We start from the raw sequence: 15,375 nt of genomic DNA, 5'->3' as shown, positions 1-15,375 counted from the left end.
GTGGCTGTCGGCCGGGCCGACAGCGCCGGCCGGGTCGCCTGTGTGTGCGGTGTGTCGACGCGGCTCAGTCGTTGCCGCGTTTCTTTCCGGTGAGACCGCGCTCGCGCGCATCCCATTTCGCGAACACCACGGTGCCGGTGAACAGTGCGATGCTGGCAGCCAGACACAGATCGACGCCGAGCGAGCCGGCTCCGGCGATGTACTCGACCATCGCGTAGGCCAGGTAGAACAGCGATGCCATCGAGGCCCAGGCCGCCGTGTAGATGCGGCCGCGGGCGAGACCGTTCAGGGCGATCAGCAGGGGAATGCTGAACACTGCCGCGAGTATCAGGCGCTGACTGCCGCTGCCGGCGATGACAAAGAGGCTGGCGATGAGCCCGATGTCGCCGGCGATGGCCAGGCCCAGCGCGTAGCGCGAGCGGCGCATCAGCCCGCCCCCAGCTTGATGGCGGTTCGGGCGACGCGCTCGCCGAGATTGCGGGCCAGCTGGCTTTCGATCTCGGTGAGCTGTTTCTCGCCCATCACGCCGGAGACGTGGCTGGCGCCGTAGGGCGTACCGCCGGAATCGGTCTCGGCGAGCAGGTTGTCGGCGGTGTACGACAGGCCGACGATGAGCATGCCGTGATGGAGCAACGGCAGCATCATGCTGGTCAGGGTGGTCTCCTGACCGCCGTGCAGGCTGCCGGTGGAGGTGAACGCCGCACCGGGCTTGTCGGTGAGCGTGCCGGACAGCCATTGCCCCGAAAGCGTGTCGATGAAGTGCTTGAGCGGCGCGGCCATGTTGCCGAAGCGCGTGGGCGAGCCGATGATCAGCCCCGCGCAGTCCTCGAGGTCGTCGTGGCTGACATACGGCGCGCCCGCCACCGGCACGGCCGGGGCCTGGGCCTCGTGGTCGGGCGAGACCTCCGGTACGGTCCGCACCCGCGGCTGCATCGGTGCGGCTCGGGCGACGCCGCGCGCAACCTCGTTGGCGAGCTTGGCGGTGGCGCCGTTGCGGCTGTAGTAGAGCACGAGGATTTCGTCACTCATGGGCGGGGGCGTCCTGTGTCGGCGGGTCAATCAGTTCGAATACGCGTTCGGGCGGCCGCGCGATGACCGCGCGGTCACCCGTGACCAGTACCGGCCGTTGCATGAGCCCCGGGCGTGCCGCGAGCAGCTCGATCACGTGCCGGCGGTCCAGCGGCCCGGCAGCGTCAGGGTCGAACGCCGGATCGTTCACCCGCACGAGCGAGGCGGGGGACGCGTCGAGGGCGTCGACGAGCGCGGCCAGCGTCGCGGAATCGGGCGGGCGGCGCTGATAGTCGACGATCTCGACGTCCCGGCCGGCCCCAGCCAGCAGATCGCGGGCGGCACGCGACTTGGAGCAGCGCGGGTTGAAATAGAGTCGCATGGGGTCTCCGGCCGGCGGCCGCGTCATCCTGACCGGGGCCGGGCGCGGGCGCAATTGCTGCATCGTTCAGCGGCCATACCAGCGCGTGCGCAGCGCGCGCTCGACGCGGGCGGGATACCAGGTCTCGCCGAGGCTGCCGTTGTAGCGTGCCAGCGCGCGGACGACGTTGCCGTCCTCCTTGTCGAGATAATAGGCGAGGATCGTGCAGCCGTAGCGCAGGTTGGTGCGCATGTCGAAGAGATTGTCGTCCGGACGGCCGATCTCCTCGATCCAGAACGGCATGATCTGCATCAGGCCGCGGGCGCCGGCCGAGGACACGGCGAAGCGTTTGAAAGCGGATTCCACCTGAATCAGCGCCAGCACCAGCTGCGGGCTCAGCCCGGCGCGCGTGGCTTCGGCGTGCACCGTCTTCAGCAGCGCCATCCGACGACCGGCGTCCGGCATCTGCGGAGCCAGCCGGGTGGCCATGTCCAGCAGCCAGACTTCGGCGGCGAAGCGGTTGTCGAAGCTCGTGGCGTCGTCGACCGCGGTCATCAGCTGCTCGCGCAGCGCCGGATCGACCGACTCCCGGGCGGCGGCCGCCGCCGATGCCCGGGATATCGGCATCAGCGCACCGGCGACGACCAGGCCCGCCGCGACGGCCGCCGCGGGCCTCATGTGCCGTCGGTGCGGCCCATTGCCTCCCGGATCGCATCCAGGCCGTGCCCGATCTGCCGGCTCTCGGCATCACGACGGCCCTTGTATTCGAGCGTGCCTGCGTCCAGGCCGCGCTCGGATATGACGATGCGGTGGGGAATGCCGATCAGCTCGGCGTCGGCGAACATCGGCCCGGGGCGCAGCCCGCGATCGTCGAGGGCGACGTCGATACCGGCCGCCCGGCATTCGGCATAGAGCGTGTCACAGGCGTCGCGCACGCGCTCGGACTTGTCGGCCTTGATCGGCACGATCACCAGCTCGAACGGTGCGATCGCCGTCGGCCAGCAGATGCCGCCGTCGTCGAAGCACTGTTCGATGGCCGCGGCAACGATCCGGGAGACGCCGAAGCCGTAGCAGCCCATCTGCGGCGTTACCGCCGCACCGTTCTCGTCGAGCACGGTCAGTTCCAGCGCGCGGCTGTACTTGTCGCCGAGCTGGAACACATGGCCGACCTCGATGCCGCGCAGCACCGCGAGCGGCGAGCCGTCGGGGGCCGGATCGCCCGCGACGGCGTTGCGCAGGTCGGCGAATTCCGGTTCCGGGGCGTCACGGCCCCAGTTGAAGTTCACGAAGTGGGCACCGTCGTAGTTCGCGCCCACCGCCATGTCGGCGGTCTTTTCCAGGGCATGATCGGCGATCACGCGCAGGGACAGATGCACGGGGCCGAGCGAGCCCGGCCCGGCGCCGAAGTGCTCGCGGATCACGGCCTCCTCGGCGAATCGCAGCGGGCTGGCGATGCCGTCGATGCCCTCGGCCTTGATGTCGTTGAGCGAGTGGTCGCCGCGCAAGACCAGCAGTACCGGCCGATCGTCGTCGCCGGCGACGACGATCGCCTTGGCCGTGGCTTCGGCGGGCAGATCCAGCGCGCGGCAGAGATCGGCGATGGTCGCCACGCCCGGGGTGTCCACCTTGCGCAGCTCGCCGCCGGGCGCCGGCCGCTCGCCGGCCGGCGCCCGGGTCACCGCGGCCTCGATGTTGGCCGCATAGGCGCCGGATTCGGACACCGCCAGTTCGTCCTCGCCGCTGTGGGCCAGGACGTGGAACTCCTCGGACTTGGCGCCGCCGATCGCGCCCGAGTCGGCGGCGACGATCCGGTAGTCCAGCCCCATGCGGTCGAGGATGCGGGTGTAGGCGGCGCGCATGCCGTGGTATTCGCGGTCCAGATCCGCCTCGTCCATATGAAAGGAGTAGGCGTCCTTCATGATGAACTCGCGCGCGCGCATCAGCCCGAAGCGCGGCCGGATCTCGTCGCGGAACTTGGTCTGGATCTGGTAGAAGTTCACCGGCAGCTGCTTGTAACTGGCGATGTCGCGCTTGGCGAAATCGGTGATGACTTCTTCATGGGTCGGGCCGAAGCAGTACTCGCGGCCGAGCCGGTCGTCCATCTTCAGCATCAGGTCGCCCATGGCCTCCCAGCGGCCGCTTTCGCGCCAAAGCTCCGCGGGCTGGACCGCCGGCATGAGCACTTCCAGCGCGCCGGCCGCATCCATCTCCTCGCGGATGATGTTCTCCACCTTGCGCAGTACGCGCATGCCCAGGGGCGACCACGTGTAGAGGCCGGCGGCGAGCCGGCGGATCATGCCGGCGCGCAGCATCAGCTGATGCGAGATGATCTCGGCGTCGGCCGGTGTCTGCTTGGTGGTGGCGAGCGCGAAGCGGGATAGACGCATGTTCGGTGTCTTTTTCGGGGAGAACGGACGAGTCAGCCGCGATTCTACAAAAAACCGGCGGCGGGGGCGCCGGACTCAGTCCATGACGGTGAGCGTGTGTTCGATCATCCGATCGTCCTGGCGCTGCCAGGCACGCATCTCGAGCACGCCCTTGATGTTCAACGAGATGATCAGATACAGCGCGTCGGGATAGCCGAGACCGTCGAGATCGTGGACGGAGGGCTCGGGCGGCGCGCTCGGGTGCGAGTGATAGATCGCCAGCATGGTCTCGCCGCGCTCGCGCATGGTCTTCATCGCGCGGATCTGGTCGGCCGGGTCCATCTCGAAACGGCGCGCCGGATCGTCGGCGACGTTGGCCACCGGATAGATCTCCCGGGGGTGGCCGTCGAGGGCGCTGAGAAAGCCGCAGACCTCGGTATCGGGCTGCTTCTGCGCCTCGAACAGGAGTCGGGTGGCCAGCGGCCGGCTGATCTTCAATGCTGTCAAGATGTACTGTCGCCGCGAAACCGGCGCGCATGATAGCGCGCGGGCATGGCCTCGCGACAGCCGGTCCGCACGCGCGACTCAGATCCAGCTCGGCCGGCCCGGACTGTCCGGCAGGGCACGGCAGCGCGAGTCGGCCACGGGCACCAGGGCGATGTCCAGCAGCCGCCAGTCCATTGCACGAATGTCGCCGCGCGCCCGCTCCAGGCGGTCCACCAGGTCGTGTTCGGTGTTGGGGGCGACGAAGGCCACGCCGGTGAGCAGGCGGCCCTCTTCGCGCAGGCGCACCCGCGCGGTATCGATCCAGTCCAGCGATTCCAGGTAGGCGAGTACGCGTCCGCCCAGCGGGTCGACCTGGGCGGAACCGATCCCGCGCGGCACTTCGTCGATCAGGTCGCAGACCGCGGTCTGCAGCAGCCGGCTGCCGTGGCGCAGGATGTCGGCGCCGATGAGCAGGGTGGCCACGAAATCGACGCGGCCCAGGCCCAGCCCCACGCAGAGCACGCCGATGACGGCCGCGCCGCCGGCCATCCAGCTCATGCGCCCCATCTCCGCGTCGGCGTAGAGGCCCTTGTCGTGCAGCCGTATGGCCAGCGCCTGGCGCGAGCGGCCCGCCACCAGGGGCACGGCGATGCTGTAGAGCAGGGCGGCCACCGCGGGCCAACCGGGCCAGGTCAGCCAGCCGGTCTCCGCAAACGTCGCCAGACCCGGATGGCGACTGTGGAGCAGCCCGCGAAGGCCGGTCCAGCACAGGTACAGCCCCATGGTCGCGAGCGCGAGTGCGGCCGCGAGAAAGGCGATGCTGCCGGCACGGTAGAAGCCGTGCGGAAAACGCGGTGTCGGCTGCCAGGCCTCGATCCGGCAGGCCGCGAGAAAGGCCGCGGGGGGCAGCAGCGACCACAGACTCTTGAGCCAGATGGCGTCCAGCGCCTGGGTACGCCCGAGCCCCGCGTAGAGCGCCAGGACCACGGTCACCCGAAGCGCGAGCGTGAGCCACTCGAGCCGTCGCGCACGGGTCAGTTGCTCGCGCTTGTCGGGCGGCAGGCGGCCGGGCGGTCGCGGTGCCTGATCAGTCATTCGGGCGTTCCGTCAGCGCGTCGCGATCAGGGATAGATGTGGATGCGCGTGCCGTCGGGCACGCGCGTCCAGATATCGTTGATGGCCGCGTTGGACACGGCGATGCAGCCGTTGGTCCAGTCGCCCTTGCGATCGCGGTCGTCGTAGTCCGGCTGGCCGTGGATCATGATCATGTCGCCGGGGTCCAGGCCTCGAGCCTTCGAGGCGCGGACATCGCTGGGCTTGGGATAGGAGATGTGGATCGAGCGGTGGAAGATACTGTCCGGATTGCGCCAGTCCAGCGTGTAGGCGCCCTCCGGGGTGCGGTTGTCGCCGCGTTCGCGCTTGGTGCCGACGGGGTTCTTGCCGAGTGCGATCGGATACTGGCCGACGATCAGGCCGTCGTCGTAGAGATAGAGCACGCGTTCGGATTTCATCACCACGACGAGATCCACCGCGGCCTCCGGTTCGATGTCGCTGTCGGCGACCCCGTCGCTGGCATTGGCGCTACAGACCGCCATCAACGACAGCAGCGCGATGACGAAAATACGGCAGGCGAAAGGGATCGAGTGCATGGCGTGATTCGTCTGTCGATGTAGCGGAATGCCGTGGCCGACCCGGCGTCCGGCCGGCGCAGATTCATGCGATGACGCCGCCGAGTGGACCGAAAACCGAATTTTTCCGGCGCAACCCGCACGACGGCCCCGGTACCCGGGGCACCGGGCGGACACAAAAGCCTCGCGCCACGCGGTGCGTGCTCGCATGCGCAGAGCGTCGGCCAGGGTTCTCGGCGCGGGCGCCGGATGCCGCGAACCGCTGTCGCAGCCAGTGCTAGCATGCCACATATTCAAGCCGGTGAGGCGCGACCATCAAGGCCCGTTTCGCCCCCGGTGCCCCAACATTCGTTAACGGGAATCGACATGAGCACTACACCGGTTACGGTCATCAAGGGCGACGGTATCGGCCCCGATATCGTTGATTCGGCCCTACGTATTCTCGAGGCGCTGGATCCCGGGCTGGATTATGAAGAGGTCCAGGTGGGGCAGGCGGCCCTCGACGCGGGCGCGTCCGACGTCATGCCGGAGGCGGCGATCGCATCGATCGAACGCACCGGGCTGGTTCTGAAGGGGCCGGTCACCACGCCGTCCGGCAAGGGCTATCGCTCGGTCAACGTGGCCATGCGCAAGAAGTTCGATCTGTACGCCAACGTGCGGCCGACGCTGTCCATGCCCGGGACCCGGTCGCGCTACGAGGGTCTGGACATCATCACCGTCCGCGAGAACAAGGGCGGCATGTACTCCGGGGAGGGCCAGACGGTCTCCGAGGACGGCACCCGGGCCGAGGCCCTGTCGGTGATCACGCGCGAACAGTGCGAGCGCATCATCCGCTTCGCCTTCGAAATGGCGCGCTCGCGCGGTCGTCGCAAGGTCACCCTGGCGCACAAGGCCAACATCATGAAATCCACCTCCGGGCTGTTTCTCGATGTCGGCCGCGAGATCGCGCAGGAGTACGATGATCTCGAGCACGACGAGATCATCGTCGACGCCTGTGCCATGAAGCTGGTGATGTATCCCGAGCAGTTCGACGTGATCGTCACCACGAACCTGTTCGGCGACATCATCTCCGACCTCTGCGCCGGCCTGATCGGCGGGCTGGGGCTCGCGCCCGGCGCCAACATCGGCGAGAACTGCGCGATGTTCGAGGCCGTGCACGGCAGCGCGCCGGACATCGCCGGCAAGGGCATCGCCAACCCCACGTCGGTGGTTCTGGCCTCGGCGCTGCTGCTGGAGCACATCGGCCGGCGCGAGGACGCCGAGCGCATCCGCCGGGCGGTGCGCGCGGCGGTCGCCGATCACGACCGGGTCACGCCGGACCTGGGCGGCGACGGCACCACGTCGAGCTTCACCGACGCGGTCATCGAGCGGCTCTGACGCCAGTCTCCGAGCCGAGCGCCTCCATCGGGCCGCGTCGACCGCGTTCGGTCGCGGGCGGTACCGGCCCGATGAGGGCTCGCAGATAGACAGAGCCGCCCGCGCGCGGCTCTCTTGGGATCGCTTCTTCGATCAGCCGCCGTGGGTGCGACGCCGCGCCCAGGCGGCGCCCACCAGACCCGCGCCGAACAGCGCCAGTGCGCCCGGCTCGGGCACGCTGGTCTTGCCGAAGGCGCGATTGCCGCTCTCGAACGCGTACGGCGAGCGGGTCATGCGGATGCCGTTGAACTCGGGCACCCCGAAGAAGTTCACGTGGGTGTGGTCCCCGGCGAGTTCTGGTTGCCGTCGGCCGGATTGGTGATGTCGAGACCGGCATAGCTGTCCACGACGGTGCCGTCGAGCAGGAACTCGAGCGTGTTGTCGTCGTCGATCGAGTCCCAGAGCAGGCCGAAGTAATTGGCGGAGGTGCCGAGCGAGAACTCCGCGGAGATCGGCTGTTGGCTGAGATTCTCCGGCACGGTCGGATACTCCGTGGTGTCGGGGTCGCTGGCCCGGGGCGGGGCGCCTACTGGCCGGAGCTGCCGGTCACCAGCGCATAGTTGCCGCTGCAGGCGGCATAACCGCAGCCGCTGTTGAAGTCGACGGCGGTCACGCCGGCAACGCTGGACATGGGCACGCCGTTGGCGTCGGGGTGCTGTCGTAGGTGTTCGTGGCGGCGCTCGCGGAACCGGCGGCGACCATCGCCGCTGCGAACACCATCGTGCTGACCTGTTTCATGGTGGATACTCCTGATCCTTTCTTCTGGTGAGGCCGGGCTTGTTAAGGCCAGAAATGTGCCCTCACCGGGAAAACCAATGGATCAATGCCTTGCGAGGGGCGCAGCGGTCGCAGTCGGGCGACTGGCAGGTTCTCCGACGCCGTTGGCCGCCGGACCGCGTTCGCGCTGTGTCGGCTGCGGTCGAAGCCGCGCCGGATCAGGCGATTGACGGGTCGGGTTGCGTCCCGGCGGTGTCAGGCCGAGCGACAGATGGCGTCGCCGGCGAGATGGCCGCAGGTCACGCGTGCGCGCCGACCCAGATCGCTGATCGTCTCGGCCTCGAAGCCCGCGGCCGCCAGCAGGTCGCGCACGGCGGAGCCCTGGTCGGCGCCGTGCTCCAGCAGCAGCCAGCCGGGGCCGCGCAGATGGGCGGGTGCGGCCGCGGCGATCGCCGCTAGGTCGGCCAGGCCGTCGTCGGCGGCCACGAGTGCCGCGTGCGGCTCGTGGGCCAGGTCGTGCAGATGCGGATCGTCGGGCGCCACGTAGGGCGGGTTGGCGACGATGGCGTCGAAGCGGCGCCCGGCGACGGCTTCGAGCCAGGGGCCGGCCACGCATTCGACCCGATCCAGATCGAGGGCCCGGGCGTTGTCGCGGGCCACGGCCAACGCGGCCTCGCTGGCTTCGGTGGCCACTATGTGCCAGGCCGGGCGCTCCCGGGCCAGGGCCAGGGCGATCGCTCCGGAGCCCGTGCCGAGATCCGCCACGGCCAGCGGCGCGTCCGGAGGCAGCCGCGCGAGGGCCGCCTCTACCAGGGTTTCGGTATCCGGGCGCGGAATGAGCACGTCCGGGGTCACACGCAGATCGAGCGACCAGAACCCGGCGCGGCCGATGATGTAGGCCAGCGGCTCGCCGGCCGCGCGCCGTTCGACCAGTGATTCGTAGCGCGCGGACGCCGTCGCCGGGAGCGGCGTGTCCGCGTGGGCCAGCAGATAGGCCGCACCGACATCCAGCGCGTGCTCGGCCAGCCAGCGCGCGTCCAGATCCGGCGTGTCGCTGACCGAGGCCAGCCGGCGGCGAGCCTCGCGCAGCGCCGCCGCCAGCGTGCACGGGGCGCTCGTGGCGGTCATCACGCCGCGCCCAGCTCGGCGAGCTGGTCCGCCTGATGTTCGCTGGTCAGGGTCTCGATGACTTCCTCGAGGTTGCCGGACATGACGTCGTCGAGCTTGTAGAGGGTGAGGTTGATGCGGTGATCGGTCACCCGCCCCTGCGGAAAATTGTAGGTGCGGATGCGTTCCGAGCGGTCGCCACTGCCGACCAGCCGCTTGCGCGCATCCGCCTGTTCGCGGTCCTGCTTGTCCTGCTCGGCGGTCATCAGCTTGGTCTGCAGCAGGCTTAGGGCGCGGGCCCGGTTCTTGTGCTGTGAGCGCTCCTGCTGGCATTCGACCACCACCCCGGTGGGCAGATGGGTGATGCGGATGGCCGAGTCGGTCTTGTTGACGTGCTGGCCGCCGGCGCCCGCCGCGCGAAACGTGTCCACGCGCAGATCGTTGGCGTCGATCTGGATGGCCTCGACTTCGTCCGGCTCCGGCAGGACCGCGACCGTGCAGGCGGAGGTGTGGATGCGGCCCTGGGACTCGGTCGCCGGGACCCGCTGCACGCGGTGGGCGCCGGATTCGAACTTCAGATGCGAGAACGCGCCGTCGCCGATCACCCGCGATATGACTTCCTTGTAGCCGCCGTGCTCGCCCTCGCTTGCCGACAGGATCTCGATGCGCCAGCCGTGTTTCTCGGCGTAGCTGCTGTACATGCGAAACAGATCGCCGGCGAACAGCGCAGCCTCGTCGCCGCCGGTACCGGCGCGGATCTCGAGATAGAGATTGGCGCTGTCGTTCGGGTCGCGGGGGATCAGGTGCTTGCGCAGGGCGGCTTCGAGCGAGTCCAGCCGCGGCCGCGCTTCGGCCAGTTCGGATTCGGCCATCTCGCGCAGTTCGGTCTCGTCGGCCTCGACCATGCCCTCCAGATCGGCGATCTCGTCGACCAGCGCGCGCCAGGCGCGATAGTCCTCGGTCAGCGCCTCGAGCTGGGCGTATTCCTGCGACATGCGCCGGAACTTGGCCTGATCGTTGATGACCTCGGGATCGGACAGCGAATGCGCCAGATCCTCGTGGCGTTCGACCAGTTCCTCGAGCTTGCGGCGGAGCGAATCCTTCATGTGATGTCGTCGTCGTCCTTGTCGTGCTCGGGCTCTTCGAGCTGGAACAGTTCGCGAGCGCCGGTCAGCAGTTCCTGCTGGTGGGCGCCGCGGGCATGCCGCAGGGTCGCGCTGGGCGGATGCATGAGCTTGTTGGTCAGTGTACGGCCGACGAAGGCGAGCACCGCGTCGGTATCGTCGCCGCGGGCGAGGCGGCGGCGAGCCTTGTCGAGCACTTCGTCGCGCTCGGCCTCGGCCTGACGGCGCAGCGCCTTGATGGTATCGGTGGCCCGGCGGGAATCCAGCCAGTCGATGTATTCCTCGATGCGGGCGTCGAGCATGCCGTCGGCGAGCGAGGCCGCCTGCTCGCGCGAACGCAGATTGTCGTCGATCACGCCCTGCAGGTCATCCACCGAATACAGGTAGATGTCCTCGAGCTCGCCCGCGGCCGGATCGATGTCGCGTGGCACGGCCAGGTCGAGCACGAACATCGGCTTGCGCCGCCGGCGCTTGACCGCGGCCTTGAGCTGCGAGAAGTGCACGATGTAGCCGGGGGCGGCGGTCGAGGCGATCACCATGTCGGCTTCGGCCAGATGCGCGGGTACGTCGGCCAGCGCGATGGCGTAGCCGTGGTAGCGCGTCGCCAGCGCCTGAGCGCGCTCGACGCTGCGGTTGGCGAAGACCATGCGCGAGACGCCGATCTCGGCGAGATAGCGCGCGGTCAGGTCGATGGTGTCGCCGGCGCCGATGAGCATGGCACAGGTCTCGGACAGGTCGGCGAAGATCTGACGCGCCAGGCTGACACCGGCGTAGGCCACCGACACGGGGTTGGCGCCGATGTCGGTCTGGCTGCGGATCTGCTTGGCGACGGCGAAGCTGTGCTCGAACAGCCGCGTGAGCAGCGGGCCGGTGCCGCGCGCCGCCCGGGCGCTGCGGTAGGCGTCCTTCATCTGGCCGAGGATCTGCGGCTCGCCCAGAATCATGGAATCCAGGCCGGAGGCGACCCGCAGCGTATGGCGAATGGTGTCGCGGTCGCGGTAGACGTAGAAATGCCCGCTCATGTCGTGAGCGCTCAGCCCGCGCTGACGACAGAGCCAGTCGCGCAGGGTGCCGTCGCCGGGCGCATCCGTGACCGCGTAGAGCTCGGTGCGGTTGCAGGTCGACAGGATCGCGCCTTCCTCGACGTGGGGCAGACGCAGCAGGTCGCCGAGCGCGTCGTCGAACTGCTCGGGCGGAAAGGCGGCGGTCTCGCGCACGGCAAGGGGCGCGGTATTGTGGTTCAGGCCGACGGTCAGCAGCGTCATGGGCGCATTCTACCGCGAGCGGTCCACGATCCGCGGTTGCATGGCAGCGTTGTCCGTGCGCGCGGTATCATCGGATCATGCCGTTATTCCAAGTCAATCCAGGGGCTCCGGCGCGGATCGTCCGGTCGCCACGCGCCATTCGAGCCTTCGTGCTGGCCGCCGCGCTGACACTCGCCGGCTGCGCCGGCCAGCCCGCGTCCGACAGCGTCGAAGGCATGCGCATCGACGCGGCGACGGTCGCCACCCCCGAGTCCAGTCGCCGCAGTGCCTACGAGTATCACGTGCTGGCCGGCGAAATGGCCATCCAGCGCGGGCATCGCGACGTTGCGGCACGGGAATATGTGGCCGCGCTCGATTATTCCAATGACCGCGAGCTCGCCGAGCGGGCCACGCAGATCGCCTTGTTCGCCGGCGAGGCCGAGCTGGCGTATCGCGCCGCGGGCACCTGGGCGGCGGCCGAGCCGGATTCGCTCGATGCCCAGCGCACCGCTGCGCGACTCGCACTCGCCACCGGCGACGCCAGCGGGCTGGCGGTGTACGCGCGCAGCCTGGTCGCGGCGGCCTCGTCGACCCGGACCGGCTATCAGCTGCTCGCCGATCTGTTGTCGGGGGAGAACGACCGGGCGGACCTGGCCATCGACACGCTCACTGACATCGCGCAGCGCCACCCCGAGAGCGCGCCCGCCCAGCACGCGCTCGGCGTCGTGGCGCTGCGCTACGGGCGTGAGCAGGTCGCCTCGCACGCGGCCGAGCGGGCCGTACGGCTCGAGCCGGCGTGGGACGGCGCGGTCCTGCTGCAGGCCGGCGTGCTGATCCGTGCGGGCGAGACCGACCGCGCCCAGGCGCTCATTTCCGGACTGCCCGGCAACGACGCGCGTCGGGCGCAGTACCACCTGACGCTGGCGCGTCTGATGGTGCAGGCGGATCAGGGCGAGGCCGCGCTGGACGCCTTCGATCGCGCGCTGGCGCTGGCGCCGGACAATGCCGATGCGCGCTACGGCCTGGGCGTGCTCGCGCTCAGCGTGGGCGATCTCGAGCGCGCCGCGACGGCCTTTCGGCGTCTATACGACGCCGGCGATCGCCCCGACGATGCCGCGTACTACCTCGGCAGCATCGCCGAACGCAACGACGATCCCGCCCGCGCCCAGCAGTGGTATCAGCGGGTCGAGAACGGCAGTCATGCGTTCGAGTCCCAGGTGCGTGCGGCCCGCATGATCTGGGCGCAGGGCGACATGGCCGGCGCGCGGGCGCGGCTTGCGTCGCTGCGGGAGACCTATCCTGAAATGACCGACCAGCTCTATGCCGCGGAAGGCCAGCTGCTGTTCGAGGCCAATCGACCCGCGGACGCGCTCGCCGTCTATGACGCCGGGCTGGCGGCGGCGCCGAAGAGTCTGGAGCTGCGCTATGGTCGCTCGCTCGCCTACGAGCGCCTGGGGCGCATCGACGCCGCCAAGGCTGATCTGCAGGCGGTACTCGACGCCGAGCCGGACGACGCCCGGGCACTCAATGCGCTCGGTTATCTGCTGGCCAATCACAGTCAGCGCTATGACGTCGCGCGCAATTACATCGAGCAGGCGCTGGCCTCGGATCCGGACAACCCCGCGATTCTCGACAGCATGGGCTGGGTCGAGTACCGGATGGGCCACCTCGACACCGCGCGGGATTATCTCGAGCGGGCCTACGCGGACTATCCCGATCCCGAGGTCGCCGCGCATCTCGGCGAGGTGCTCTGGAAACAGGGCGAACGGGAGGCCGCGCGCCGCATCTGGCAGGATGCGCGCGCCGACAACCCGAACCACCCGATCCTGCGGGAGACCGTCGAGCGTCTCGATTCGCAAGGAAACGCGCCATGAAACATCTTCTTCTGTTCGTGACGCTGGTCAGTCTGCTGGCCGGCTGTGCCGTGATCCGTCAGCCGCCCGAGGCCGAGCCCGGGGTAGCGGATGCCGCGGCCTGGCAGGCGCACCGTGAAACGCTGGCGGAACTGAAGACCTGGGCGCTGCAGGGGCGTGTGGCCACGGGCCAGCTGCTCGGCTGGACCGGCAACCTGAACTGGCGTCAGAACGGCGAGGATTTCGACGTCCGCCTGTCCGGCCCGATGGGGGCCGGCGGCTTCCGCGCCTCGGGCACGCTCGACCGCGTGGTGATCCGGACCGGCGACCGGCGCATGGTCACCACCGAGCCGGACGCGCTGGTCGAGCGGACGCTGGGCTGGACCTTCCCCCTCGAGCCGCTGCGCTACTGGGGCCGGGGGCTGCCGGCGCCCGGGGGCTACGATCGCATCAGCGTCGATGCGCAGGGGCGCTTGGTCGCGCTCGAGCAGGACGGCTGGAAGATCGCGTTTCCCGAGTACGCCGAGCCCGACGGCGCGCCGGCGCTGCCCGAGCGCATCGTGCTCGATAACGGCGAGACCCGGATTCGGCTGGTGGTCGATCGCTGGTTCGACATCGGCGGGGCGAGCGCGCCGGATGCCTGATCGTCCCGCGGGCAGCGGCCGGCAGGCCCCGTTCGCGGCACGGCCGTGGCGGTGGCGCGACCGGGCATGACGGAGGCTCACGACGGATCGCATCGCGCTCGCCTCGCCGCGCTCGGCTGGGCCCATTTCCTAAACGACGGGGCCGCCAACTTCCTGCCGGGGGTGCTGCCGCTGATTCTGATCGATCTGAATCTGTCGGTCGGGCTGGCGGGCTCGATCATGGGTGCGCTGCTCATCGGTCAGGGCCTGCAGCCGTTCGTGGGCCTCGTGGCCGATCGGCTCGGCGGCCGCGCGCTGATCGCGGCCGGCCTGCTCGGCTCCTCGCTGGGCGGGGCGCTGATCGGCTGGGTGGACGGCATCGTGTCGCTGGTGGTCGTGCTCGTGATCATCGGCATCTCGAATTCGCTGTTTCATCCGCAGGCGCTGGCGGGGGTGCGGCGACTCGCCGTGCACCGGCCGGGCGGCGCGATGTCGGCGTTTCTGGTCGGCGGCGAGATCGGCCGCGGCGTCTGGCCGGCGCTGGCGAGTGCCCTCGCCGTCGGGCTCGGACGCGGCCACCTGTGGCTGATGATGCTGCCCGGGCTGGCGACCGTGCCGCTGGTCCTGCGGGCCGCGCCGAGGCTGCCGGCCCGACGCGCCGATGCGCCGCGCCTGAACTGGCGGCGCAACGCGCGGCCGCTGGCGCTGCTGGTGGGCTACTGCGCCCTGCGCGGCCTGATGATATTCAGCCTCGTCACCTTCATGCCTCTGATCTGGGTCGAGGCCGGCGGCGACGTGACCGTCGGTGCCAGCCTGCTCACCGTCCTGCTGGTCGTCGGTGTGGTCGGCAATCTGTCCGGCGGCTGGTTCGCCGATCGTTTCGGCACGCGCCGGATTCTGATGGCGACGATGGCGATGGCCGCGGTGTTGCTGGGGCTGTTCACGCAGGCCGCGGGGGTCTGGCTCTGGCTGATCTGTGCCGCCCTGGGCATCGTGCTGTTCGCCACTCTGCCGCTGACCATCCTGGTGGCCCAGGACCTGTTGCCCGAAAACCGCTCGCTGGGCTCCGGGCTGGCCCTGGGGCTCGCCAACGCCCTGGGCGCGGTCGGGGTCATGGCCGTGGGGCCGCTGGCGCAGTGGTGGGACGTGCGCGCGCCGCTCTGGTGCGCGGCGATCGGTGGCCTGATCGCGATGCTGCTCGTCCTGCGGATGCCGCGGCGCGCTTCGGCGTGACTCGCGCCAGCGCGACTACTGATGGCGTATCGATGACGGCGCGGCTCGCGTCTGTGGCGGGTCGGTACGGACACTGAAAACCAATCCCCCCGGTCGGGCGCAGCCGACGGTCCGCCCCGACACCCGATCGCATGAATGCCCGGCTCGGCGCCGCCGCTAAGCGCGGGTGGCGCCGGTGCGCGAGTGCTGCGGGCCGGCACGGCGCTCGG

Annotated in this window: 17 protein-coding genes; 4 read left to right on the top strand and 13 right to left on the bottom strand. The window is 69.7% G+C overall.

Features of this window, described 5'->3' with window-relative positions; genetic code table 11:
- Window positions 1-64: 64 nt before the first annotated feature.
- From SAHL_RS01915 to SAHL_RS01880, 8 genes are all read right to left on the bottom strand, one after another.
- Entirely contained in the window at window positions 65-427 is a 363-nt protein-coding gene (locus tag SAHL_RS01915) for a DUF2069 domain-containing protein (protein WP_123589728.1), read from the bottom strand.
- A complete protein-coding gene (wrbA, locus tag SAHL_RS01910; RefSeq protein ID WP_123589727.1) occupies window positions 427-1,029 on the bottom strand; it encodes an NAD(P)H:quinone oxidoreductase in 603 nt (200 codons plus the stop codon). The genes SAHL_RS01915 and wrbA overlap by 1 nt, the downstream gene beginning before the upstream one ends.
- A complete protein-coding gene (locus tag SAHL_RS01905; RefSeq protein WP_148045449.1) occupies window positions 1,022-1,390 on the bottom strand; it encodes an ArsC/Spx/MgsR family protein in 369 nt (122 codons plus the stop codon). The genes wrbA and SAHL_RS01905 overlap by 8 nt, the downstream gene beginning before the upstream one ends.
- 66 nt (window positions 1,391-1,456) lie before the next feature.
- On the bottom strand, window positions 1,457-2,047 hold the full coding sequence (locus SAHL_RS01900) for a lytic transglycosylase domain-containing protein (protein WP_123589725.1): 591 nt from the start codon (window positions 2,045-2,047) through the stop codon (window positions 1,457-1,459).
- Complete coding sequence (locus tag SAHL_RS01895) at window positions 2,044-3,756, bottom strand: proline--tRNA ligase (protein WP_123589724.1); 1,713 nt, start codon at window positions 3,754-3,756, stop codon at window positions 2,044-2,046. Before SAHL_RS01895 ends, SAHL_RS01900 begins: the two co-directional genes overlap by 4 nt.
- 75 nt (window positions 3,757-3,831) lie before the next feature.
- Window positions 3,832-4,242 (bottom strand): M67 family metallopeptidase, encoded by a 411-nt coding sequence (locus SAHL_RS01890; protein WP_123589723.1) that lies wholly within the window; start codon window positions 4,240-4,242, stop codon window positions 3,832-3,834.
- 78 nt (window positions 4,243-4,320) lie between these two features.
- The gene (locus SAHL_RS01885; protein ID WP_123589722.1) at window positions 4,321-5,316 is read right to left on the bottom strand and encodes a cation efflux transmembrane domain-containing protein; all 996 of its coding nucleotides are present in this window, start codon (window positions 5,314-5,316) and stop codon (window positions 4,321-4,323) included.
- A gap of 26 nt (window positions 5,317-5,342) precedes the next feature.
- On the bottom strand, window positions 5,343-5,870 hold the full coding sequence (locus SAHL_RS01880) for a L,D-transpeptidase family protein (RefSeq protein WP_123589721.1): 528 nt from the start codon (window positions 5,868-5,870) through the stop codon (window positions 5,343-5,345).
- Between the two features lie 345 nt (window positions 5,871-6,215).
- On the opposite strand from SAHL_RS01880, the gene SAHL_RS01875 reads away from it, so the two are divergent.
- Window positions 6,216-7,226 carry an isocitrate dehydrogenase gene (locus SAHL_RS01875; RefSeq protein ID WP_123589720.1) on the top strand — a complete coding sequence of 337 codons (1,011 nt, stop codon included), beginning with the start codon at window positions 6,216-6,218 and terminating at the stop codon, window positions 7,224-7,226.
- Window positions 7,227-7,358: 132 nt separating this feature from the next.
- On the opposite strand, the gene SAHL_RS01870 is transcribed toward SAHL_RS01875, so the two are convergent.
- The 5 genes from SAHL_RS01870 to hemA all read right to left on the bottom strand — a co-directional run bounded on the left by SAHL_RS01870 (window position 7,359) and on the right by hemA (window position 11,478).
- Window positions 7,359-7,538 (bottom strand): PEP-CTERM sorting domain-containing protein, encoded by a 180-nt coding sequence (locus tag SAHL_RS01870; RefSeq protein ID WP_123589719.1) that lies wholly within the window; start codon window positions 7,536-7,538, stop codon window positions 7,359-7,361.
- Window positions 7,535-7,837, bottom strand: a complete 303-nt coding sequence (locus SAHL_RS01865) for an Npun_F0296 family exosortase-dependent surface protein (protein WP_463668282.1) — start codon at window positions 7,835-7,837, stop codon at window positions 7,535-7,537. Before SAHL_RS01865 ends, SAHL_RS01870 begins: the two co-directional genes overlap by 4 nt.
- Before the next feature lie 400 nt (window positions 7,838-8,237).
- Window positions 8,238-9,110, bottom strand: a complete 873-nt coding sequence (gene prmC / locus SAHL_RS01860) for a peptide chain release factor N(5)-glutamine methyltransferase (protein ID WP_123589717.1) — start codon at window positions 9,108-9,110, stop codon at window positions 8,238-8,240.
- A complete protein-coding gene (gene prfA / locus SAHL_RS01855) occupies window positions 9,110-10,195 on the bottom strand; it encodes a peptide chain release factor 1 (protein ID WP_123589716.1) in 1,086 nt (361 codons plus the stop codon). Before prfA ends, prmC begins: the two co-directional genes overlap by 1 nt.
- Window positions 10,192-11,478, bottom strand: a complete 1,287-nt coding sequence (gene hemA / locus SAHL_RS01850) for a glutamyl-tRNA reductase (protein ID WP_123589715.1) — start codon at window positions 11,476-11,478, stop codon at window positions 10,192-10,194. Before hemA ends, prfA begins: the two co-directional genes overlap by 4 nt.
- A 77-nt stretch (window positions 11,479-11,555) precedes the next feature.
- On the opposite strand from hemA, the gene SAHL_RS01845 reads away from it, so the two are divergent.
- The 3 genes from SAHL_RS01845 to SAHL_RS01835 all read left to right on the top strand — a co-directional run bounded on the left by SAHL_RS01845 (window position 11,556) and on the right by SAHL_RS01835 (window position 15,166).
- Entirely contained in the window at window positions 11,556-13,331 is a 1,776-nt protein-coding gene (locus tag SAHL_RS01845; protein WP_184947183.1) for a tetratricopeptide repeat protein, read from the top strand.
- Window positions 13,328-13,954: a lipoprotein insertase outer membrane protein LolB gene (lolB, locus tag SAHL_RS01840; RefSeq protein WP_123589713.1), complete on the top strand. Its 627-nt coding sequence runs from the start codon at window positions 13,328-13,330 to the stop codon at window positions 13,952-13,954. Before SAHL_RS01845 ends, lolB begins: the two co-directional genes overlap by 4 nt.
- Before the next feature lie 66 nt (window positions 13,955-14,020).
- On the top strand, window positions 14,021-15,166 hold the full coding sequence (locus SAHL_RS01835; RefSeq protein WP_123589712.1) for an MFS transporter: 1,146 nt from the start codon (window positions 14,021-14,023) through the stop codon (window positions 15,164-15,166).
- The last annotated feature ends 209 nt before the right edge of the window (window positions 15,167-15,375 follow it).

Source organism: Salinisphaera orenii subsp. halophila YIM 95161 (assembly GCF_003732545.1).
GTDB classification, from domain to species: Bacteria; Pseudomonadota; Gammaproteobacteria; order Nevskiales; family Salinisphaeraceae; genus Salinisphaera; species Salinisphaera orenii_A.
Note: the sequence above shows the minus strand (reverse complement) of the source record. Positions and strands in the feature narration are given on the sequence as shown.

Coding starts and splice junctions, on each gene's coding strand:
- prfA (WP_123589716.1), bottom strand. CDS start 10,195: ATGAAGGATTCGCTCCGCCGCAAGCTCGAGGAACTGGTCGAACGCCAC.
- hemA (WP_123589715.1), bottom strand. CDS start 11,478: ATGACGCTGCTGACCGTCGGCCTGAACCACAATACCGCGCCCCTTGCC.
- SAHL_RS01845 (WP_184947183.1), top strand. CDS start 11,556: ATGCCGTTATTCCAAGTCAATCCAGGGGCTCCGGCGCGGATCGTCCGG.
- SAHL_RS01885 (WP_123589722.1), bottom strand. CDS start 5,316: ATGACTGATCAGGCACCGCGACCGCCCGGCCGCCTGCCGCCCGACAAG.
- prmC (WP_123589717.1), bottom strand. CDS start 9,110: ATGACCGCCACGAGCGCCCCGTGCACGCTGGCGGCGGCGCTGCGCGAG.
- SAHL_RS01900 (WP_123589725.1), bottom strand. CDS start 2,047: ATGAGGCCCGCGGCGGCCGTCGCGGCGGGCCTGGTCGTCGCCGGTGCG.
- SAHL_RS01915 (WP_123589728.1), bottom strand. CDS start 427: ATGCGCCGCTCGCGCTACGCGCTGGGCCTGGCCATCGCCGGCGACATC.
- SAHL_RS01835 (WP_123589712.1), top strand. CDS start 14,021: ATGACGGAGGCTCACGACGGATCGCATCGCGCTCGCCTCGCCGCGCTC.
- SAHL_RS01905 (WP_148045449.1), bottom strand. CDS start 1,390: ATGCGACTCTATTTCAACCCGCGCTGCTCCAAGTCGCGTGCCGCCCGC.
- lolB (WP_123589713.1), top strand. CDS start 13,328: ATGAAACATCTTCTTCTGTTCGTGACGCTGGTCAGTCTGCTGGCCGGC.
- SAHL_RS01875 (WP_123589720.1), top strand. CDS start 6,216: ATGAGCACTACACCGGTTACGGTCATCAAGGGCGACGGTATCGGCCCC.
- SAHL_RS01880 (WP_123589721.1), bottom strand. CDS start 5,870: ATGCACTCGATCCCTTTCGCCTGCCGTATTTTCGTCATCGCGCTGCTG.
- wrbA (WP_123589727.1), bottom strand. CDS start 1,029: ATGAGTGACGAAATCCTCGTGCTCTACTACAGCCGCAACGGCGCCACC.
- SAHL_RS01895 (WP_123589724.1), bottom strand. CDS start 3,756: ATGCGTCTATCCCGCTTCGCGCTCGCCACCACCAAGCAGACACCGGCC.